Raw genomic sequence first — 7,373 nt, forward strand, 5'->3', positions numbered from 1 at the left:
ACCACCATCAGGATGCTGAAGTCCCCAAACAGTTCGATTTTCGATTACTCTGTCGATAAATCTTATGTAATTGGAACTTGATGTAGCTTTATCTTGGATCTTCATTTTTCCTCTAAGCAGCTAACGCCTTGCTAAGGTGTGAGGCGCGCAATACCGAAGCTTCCGCATACCACCTTAACCACTAAAACCAACGCATAGTAAAAATGCCACGCGTGCCGAATCACTCTTGAACAATTTGTTATGTACGTGCTAAAGGTACACCACTGACTCCACATTGTTGCCCTCAGGGTCAATCAAAAACGCAGCGTAGTAGTTTGGAGCATAGTTTTTTCGTAAACCAGGCTTACCGTTGCATTTACCACCTAAAGATAACCCCGCTTGATGAAACGCAGAAACTTGTAATTTGTTTGATGCAGAAAAAGCAATATGGCACTTAGAATTACTGACGCCTTTTTCAATTAGAAACCTTACATTTGGCTCGCTCGAAAGCCCAAAGCCAGCAGCATTTTCATCTGACCACTTGAGTTCAATACCCAATGGCTCTAGCACATTCTTGTAAAACACACGACATTCTTCGAATGCAACTACCTTAATTTCAAAATGATCTATCACTCTCGATCCTTTAGAGTTGGTTACAATTTTCCTTAAAGTACATAACGCCGCGTTAAGGTGCGAACAACGCAATACATAACCCTCTGCAAAGCACCGTAATCACTCAACCCAACGCAAATCAAAAGTGCCACGCGTTGTGAGTCGCTCTTAAACGCTTTGTTATACCTGTTGCCAAGTATTAGTCCCACCGGTTTTTTCAAAAACTTGATGATTATCAAAATGTTTTATTAGGTCAGTTTCGAACAATGAAACGGTAGCGTTTGGGTTATGAAGAAATAGAATTTTACCCGTTTTCACTGAAAGTACAGCTATCGCACTGATGTACTTCATTCTATTTGTCAGCAAACCTGGATGCCTTTTTATTTCTTCGAACGATCCATCTCGATGAGCATAATATTCAGCTTTACCTAACATCGCTTTCTGGATACTCGGAATGAATAAGAAATCCATTGTTGCGAAGTCTCGGCAATCACATAAAACAATGACCCTACTAGCTTTTGATTCTCCGTAGTTTTTTAGCTGTTTAGCCGCATCTTTAATACTGTTTACAACACGATCGGAGTTCACTTGATATATGCCCAAACATTCATCTTCAATGTCACGTAATACTTGTTTTTCAGATGGGTTTTCAGTGAGTTCTTTAATCTCCCAATAGCTTAGGTGATTACCAAGATAAACTTCATAATCAGGTGTTTTCCCTTCAGACTCAGGGATTTTTCGAAACTTAATATTCTTAGAATAGAGTGTTGCTTCAAATTGGCTTTCTGACTCTGTCACAATTCCTCCGAAGGTATAACGCCTTGTTAAGGTGTGAGGCACGCAATACCGAAGCTCCCGCATACCACCTTAACCACTAAAACTAACGCATAGCAAAAATGCCACGCGTGCCGAATCACTCTTGAACAATTTGTTATACATTTATTCCGCCGCCTCTCGAAGCCAACTATCTAAGGACTCACGCGGATTTAACCTATATGCTCGTTCAACGTTTGTCGCGTCTGGCGGCATGATTTCTGCGTTGATATAGAGCTTATCTCGACAATTTAAGCTATCTAAATAACCTTCAATATACAAACGCTTAAGAGTCGACTCCATCGCAGATAAAAGAACTGTCGTAGTCTCTTCACTAAAACCACATTCAGCGCTCGCATTGTCCAAAAGCAGTTCAACACCTGAGAAGTATTCATCGCAGAAACCAAACAACGGTGAGTCTGCATATGACCATTTTATTTCTTCTCGGTCTTCAAAGGATGAAGCTTCGGTTTGCAATAGTTCGTCAGACCAAGCCGAAAATATAGGTCGATGCCCCTCTCCAGTTGTGACCAAAGCTACGTAATAAAAGTGATGCTGCGGAAACTCAGACGACAACCTTACTATTATTGATTTGGTCGCCTTGTAGAGCATATTTTCTAGTTGCTTAAGTTTCATATTGCTCCAAATGTATAACGCCGCGTTAAGTGGTGAGCAACGCAGACCACCCTACCTAAACCATTGTGCCGTAAACACTGAAGCTGAATCAAACCGAAAATGCCGAGCGTTGTGAATCCGTCTTAAACGCTTTGTTAGCACGCTCTCAACACCTGATTTCTATAATAGTCACTTAACCCAAATTTAATCGAAAACGCCTGTTCAGGAACCAATCTAGAATACTTAACCGCATTTTCGAATACATTTCCAAGTTCATCGGGCTTTTTTCCTTGTTCTGTTTTAGAAAGAACAATTCTAAAGTTACCCCAATACATATTCATATTTTCGGACATGTCATTTACTTCTTCACTTAAAGTCGGAACATACAGATCAACGAGCATTTGCAATCTAGAGCATTTATCACACAAAATACGGTATTTCGCATCGTAGTCACTCATGCTTAAATTTGCCTCCCAATCTATATTGAGAAACGTAAGCGAAAACTCTCTTCCTAGTTCAGATACTAATACATGTGCTTCTTCAATTTTTGTTTCTAGCTTATCGAACAATACTTTTTGTTTTTCTTGTACCAATTCAGCTTGTTTAGCTCGGAACTCTAAATTAATGCGTTGTTCCAGAAGCTTTCGCTGCCCCCAAAAAGTAAATACAGCCCCAAACGAAGCGCTAATCAAAGCTAAAAGCCCACTGGATATATCCATTATTCCTCCGAAGTGCTAACGCCCTGTTAAGGTGTGAGCAACGCAATACCGAAGCCACTGCATACCACCTTAAACACTAAAACCAACGCATAGTAAAAATGCCACGCGTTGCGAATCACTCTTAAACAGTTTGTTATAGCGCTTTGCCGTTTACAAGTGACCAATGATGAGGCATTAATTCTCGTATAGTCTTGAAAACCAATGCATTCCCTGAAGTCGTAATTGCTGCTTTGACATCCCCACCCCAATGGACGAGGCGCTCTTGGCAAACTCCGCATGGTGACAAAATTAGAAATTCATCGTTCTCGCTCTCACGACACAGGCATAATGAGTGGGTCACTCGCTCATTGAGTTTGTGAGCCTCTAAATACGCTCCCACCTCCATGCATAGTGAAAGAGCATCGTTTTTAGTATCAGGAGCAATGCTTGTTAATATTTTTCCTGACTCTGTTCTAACAGCCGCAGCTCCACCCCAACCAGAAGGATATCGCATATTTACTAGTTCTATTGCTGCTTGATAGAGCTCTTTTTCGATATTATCCATATTCAATTTTATCGTGCGCTATAACGCCTTGTTAAGGTGTGAGGCACGCAATACCGAAGCCTACGCATAGCACCTTAACCACTAAAACTAACGCATAGTAAAAATGCCACGCGTGCCGAATCACTCTTAAACAATTTGTTATGTAGCCGACTTTCAGCTTAGTGCTTTCTGCCCAATTAGGATTTTGGGGGCAATACCAGCTTTGCGATACAAACCTAAAGCAGATTCATTGAAGGAATATACTTCTAAAAACAGCTCTTCTCCGCCGTTAGAAATAGCCCTTTTCTCAAATGCCTCTATTAGCGCCAGTCCAACGCCTTGGCTTCTAAAGCATGAATCCACTACTATTTGTTCAATGCTCGCGATTTTTCGCTGTTTGAGCGTCCAAGACTTACGAACCCATAGCTCACCAAAAACAAAACCTACTAACTGCCCTTTGCTTTCGGCTACCAGAAAAATCGAGCTTTCACTTTCGATTATCTTGTGTAGGTCTATTTTTTGTTCAATTTCTTCCGGTGATAAGAAGTCATCAGGTAAATTTGCTTGATGGTACTCATTAAGCTGAAACTGTAGTTTCTTGATAACACTGATATCTTCAATGCGAGCTTGGCGAATATTTAACATATATAAATCCTTTTAACTTACCGTCCTCTCGTGGCTACATAACGCCGCGTTAAGTAGTGAGCAACGCCACCACCAGACTTAAACATTGTGCCGTAAACTCTAAATTCAAAGCAAACCAAAAATGCCGAGCGTTGCGAATCTGTCTTAAACGCTTTGTTATGCTCGTACTTAAAGAAATTGAAGGACTAAACAAGCAATAAACGCCGGTAGACCGGCTATGAAGAAAACTAAGCCTGTTTGGTAGTTCATTCGATAGTGCTCTCGTTCGTCCTTTTCGAAATCATGCCCTTCTACCATTTTGTAAACTTTATCTCTTCTAGGATCATCTAACCGAGTCGTCTTACTATGGACACCACCTTCCCACATTAGCTTCGCTAAAATCCATATGATGATGACAACAAAGAAAAGAAAGTCGACCAACCGAGTCGTAGCAAAGAATGGAACAAACTGAGCTAGAGCGATAACAATAAGAGCCGCTGAGAGGTTAATTAGAAGCACTTTTTTGAATAAATCGAGCAAAATTACCTCCTAGAGCATAACGCCCTGTTAAGGTGTGAGCAACGCAGTGCCGAAGCTCCTGCATACCACCTTAATCACTAAAACCAACGCATGATGAAAATGCCACGCGTTGCGAATCACTCTTAAACAGTTTGTTAGTTGAATTGTTTCACCGCTCTACACTTGGGAAAAGTTGAACAACCCCAAAACTGTTTACCTATATTTTCACCACGCTTGGTTTCACGCAACACCATTTCAGAGCCGCAACGGGGGCACTGATTTGAGCTAACTTGGGATGCAACAACTCCTTTGACATGTTTACGATGCTTTAAATCCGTAATGACTCCGCGCTTTAACTTTAACCGGTTTATAGACTCTGTTAACCGAGCATAATCATTGTCAGAGAACACTACATCGTTAAATTGCTGAATGTATCGAATACTTCCTCGAGCGTAGGTAACGTTTGGAGGCATTTCGGTTTTAAAGGTACTGTTGCCGATGAAAACAATAACTGAATGCAAGTGTTCTTCACTGCAACCTAGCAAGGTTTCCAGAGCTTTTATGTGCTTGTAATTCTGATGCAGTGGGTTCTGAAATTTAGAGGAATGACGGTAAATCTTTTGTGTCCACTGTTTCTGGCGAGCTGAACCAAATATCCAACCTTTCATATTCTTAGTTTCAACGACGAAGATGCCATATCTAGAAACCACAATATGGTCGACTTGAGTTGTACCATCGTTAGTCGGCAACGTTACGTCTTTTATTAGTGTGTAATCAGACTCTGGTAATTTGGACAAAAGACGGTTCACGAGAAACTCACCGAATACACCTTTTAGCCACCTACTTTTGAAAACGCTAACAATGAGCAATAAAGGCACTAGATACCAGACTTGCGCAAGCACATTAAGAAATGCTTCAAAAATATTCACGGATTTTCCCTATTCAACTAACGCCGCGTTAAGTAGTGAGCAACGCTAACCACCTAACCTAAACCATTGCACCGTAAACACAAACCCCAACTTTGAATGCAAAATGCCAAGCGTTGGGAATCTGACTTAAACGCCTTGTTATAACGTTTCAAAATCCAAGCGCAAATCTAATAAGTCGCTTGTTGCATGAAGTTCAAATACAATTTGTGTGCAACCTACCGTACCTGTTTTGTGAGTAGCCGTATCTTTACACATCTCATACGCGACAAAATTTAGGTTTTTACAAGCTTTAAGTAAATCTACTTCACGAGGAAGCTTCAGTAAGCGTGCCACTTTTGAATAGAATGGGATTGCTTCTTTTTTTTGATAGAATTATAGATATAATCTGGCGCAGTTCATTTTGATCATCTAGAGAAGCATTTGCATTAGTAATTTTTGCACGATTTTTTAAGCAAAATGCTGACAATGAGCCAAGAGCCTCTTTAAAGGAAACTATCGGCTCTAGCACTAATTTCAAAACAAACTGCCCTAAAACAAAAACTAAGAAACCTGAAACTACTGTAAGTAAAACTGACACTTTAAACCCTCTAAGTTATAACGCCCAATTAAGGTGTGAAGCATGCTACCACGATACTTAATTAGAACACCTTAATCACTAAACTTGACCCAAGCCAAAAATGCCAAGCGTGCTGAATCACTCTTAAATTGTTTGTTATAGCGCATTAGTTCCAATCTACTCTGGTACCTATATTTGGATACTCTCGGCTCAAGTCATCAAAACAACTTTTTAAAGATTCGAAACTCTCTGGGTGAGCTGACTTCAAATGACTAGAACCTACAAACTCTATGACTTTAGGCAAATCCGAATCACAAAGGCAATCCCAAAAAGCATCCCAGTTTTTTCCATAATAATCTGGAAAACCAAAGCAATTAGCCATTAATTCATGAAGTTGATTTTCGTTCTCGATCATTATTAAATCAATGCGCATAATCCCTCTTCTGATAAATACCGCTGCGCTATAACGCCTTGCTAAGGTGTGAGTAACGCAATACAAAAGCTACCGCACAGCGCCTTAATCACATAAGCCACCGCAAAGTAAAAATGCCACGCGTTACGAATCACTCTTAAGCAATTTGTTAGTACATGCGCTACTTCTATTTATGCGCTCCAAGATATTGAAAACTGAGATGATATGAAAGGCTTTGAACACTGAAGTGAGACGGGCAGCTACAAAACTTTACCCCGATTGAAAGACGAAAGTTGGCTAGAAGAAAAACGCATTGAACTGCCCTACTTTCACTTGCTTCAAATTAGAAAAGGATTCTTTCCTCGTACTTCAACAGCCACAACAAAAGTGATCAAGGTTCTCTCAAAAACCACCACGAAAATAAAGAAGCACCAAAGAAATAGGATAAGAGTTAGAAGCCGTAAACGATGAAATCAAAGCGAACACTTCGCATATAGTGCCACCGGAAAGAACGTGAAAGGCACTAGCTGAAAGGTGTAAATACGAGCGCCAAAACAGATAAACACCAAAATTTATGACCTTTGATGTCAAACCCGTACTAACGCCCTGTTAAGGGGTGAGCAACGCAATACCAAAGCTGCTGCATACCACCTTAATCACTTAAACCAACGCACAGTATAAATGCCACGCGTTGTGAATCCCTCTTAAACAGTTTGTTAGCTGCGTACCAACATTTTTGCCACATCAATTGCGACAACTTCAGTACCACAGAGGTTTGCATCCCAATTGAGACCCACAAGATGTCCATCGCTATGAATACCTTTTAGCCAATTATCAACGAATGAATCTAGGTTAATTGGACTTGGGACATACAACTCCCAATCACCAATTGCGACCCGACTTGCGTATGCTCTATCTGACCAAAAAACATAAACTGATGCGTCTGGATACTGATTCGAATTACAAACTGCCCAACCACCATCAGGATGCTGAAGTCCCCAAACAGTTCGATTTTCGATTACTCTGTCGATAAATCTTATGTAATTGGAACTTGATGTAGCTTTATCTTGGA

Annotated in this window: 11 protein-coding genes; all 11 read right to left on the reverse strand. The window is 40.5% G+C overall.

The annotated features are described in order from the left end of the window. Window positions 1-249: 249 nt before the first annotated feature. The gene (locus IQR33_RS31295) at window positions 250-612 is read right to left on the reverse strand and encodes a VOC family protein (RefSeq protein WP_193838022.1); all 363 of its coding nucleotides are present in this window, start codon (window positions 610-612) and stop codon (window positions 250-252) included. A 159-nt stretch (window positions 613-771) separates the two neighbouring features. Continuing rightward, a complete protein-coding gene (locus IQR33_RS31300; protein WP_054579703.1) occupies window positions 772-1,389 on the reverse strand; it encodes a hypothetical protein in 618 nt (205 codons plus the stop codon). 141 nt (window positions 1,390-1,530) lie between these two features. Continuing rightward, window positions 1,531-2,040 (reverse strand): DUF4303 domain-containing protein, encoded by a 510-nt coding sequence (locus IQR33_RS31310; RefSeq protein ID WP_193837852.1) that lies wholly within the window; start codon window positions 2,038-2,040, stop codon window positions 1,531-1,533. Window positions 2,041-2,174: 134 nt separating this feature from the next. Further along, entirely contained in the window at window positions 2,175-2,738 is a 564-nt protein-coding gene (locus IQR33_RS31315) for a hypothetical protein (RefSeq protein WP_047104097.1), read from the reverse strand. 133 nt (window positions 2,739-2,871) lie between these two features. Further along, a complete protein-coding gene (locus tag IQR33_RS31325; RefSeq protein WP_021033956.1) occupies window positions 2,872-3,282 on the reverse strand; it encodes a cytidine deaminase in 411 nt (136 codons plus the stop codon). Between the two features lie 153 nt (window positions 3,283-3,435). Further along, entirely contained in the window at window positions 3,436-3,906 is a 471-nt protein-coding gene (locus IQR33_RS31335; protein ID WP_085319722.1) for a GNAT family N-acetyltransferase, read from the reverse strand. A 168-nt stretch (window positions 3,907-4,074) separates the two neighbouring features. Then, window positions 4,075-4,425 carry a hypothetical protein gene (locus tag IQR33_RS31340; RefSeq protein WP_104975420.1) on the reverse strand — a complete coding sequence of 117 codons (351 nt, stop codon included), beginning with the start codon at window positions 4,423-4,425 and terminating at the stop codon, window positions 4,075-4,077. Between the two features lie 134 nt (window positions 4,426-4,559). Beyond that, complete coding sequence (locus IQR33_RS31350; protein WP_193837850.1) at window positions 4,560-5,333, reverse strand: nuclease-related domain-containing protein; 774 nt, start codon at window positions 5,331-5,333, stop codon at window positions 4,560-4,562. Between the two features lie 304 nt (window positions 5,334-5,637). Next, window positions 5,638-5,910 (reverse strand): hypothetical protein, encoded by a 273-nt coding sequence (locus IQR33_RS34995; RefSeq protein WP_228010110.1) that lies wholly within the window; start codon window positions 5,908-5,910, stop codon window positions 5,638-5,640. A gap of 145 nt (window positions 5,911-6,055) precedes the next feature. Beyond that, the gene (locus tag IQR33_RS31360; RefSeq protein ID WP_025527397.1) at window positions 6,056-6,322 is read right to left on the reverse strand and encodes a barstar family protein; all 267 of its coding nucleotides are present in this window, start codon (window positions 6,320-6,322) and stop codon (window positions 6,056-6,058) included. Between the two features lie 695 nt (window positions 6,323-7,017). After that, the coding region (locus tag IQR33_RS31370; protein WP_193844313.1) for a DUF2750 domain-containing protein at window positions 7,018-7,373 on the reverse strand (356 nt) is incomplete at its 5' end.

The organism is Vibrio sp. OPT46, assembly GCF_015163535.1.
GTDB lineage: Bacteria > Pseudomonadota > Gammaproteobacteria > Enterobacterales > Vibrionaceae > Vibrio > Vibrio alginolyticus.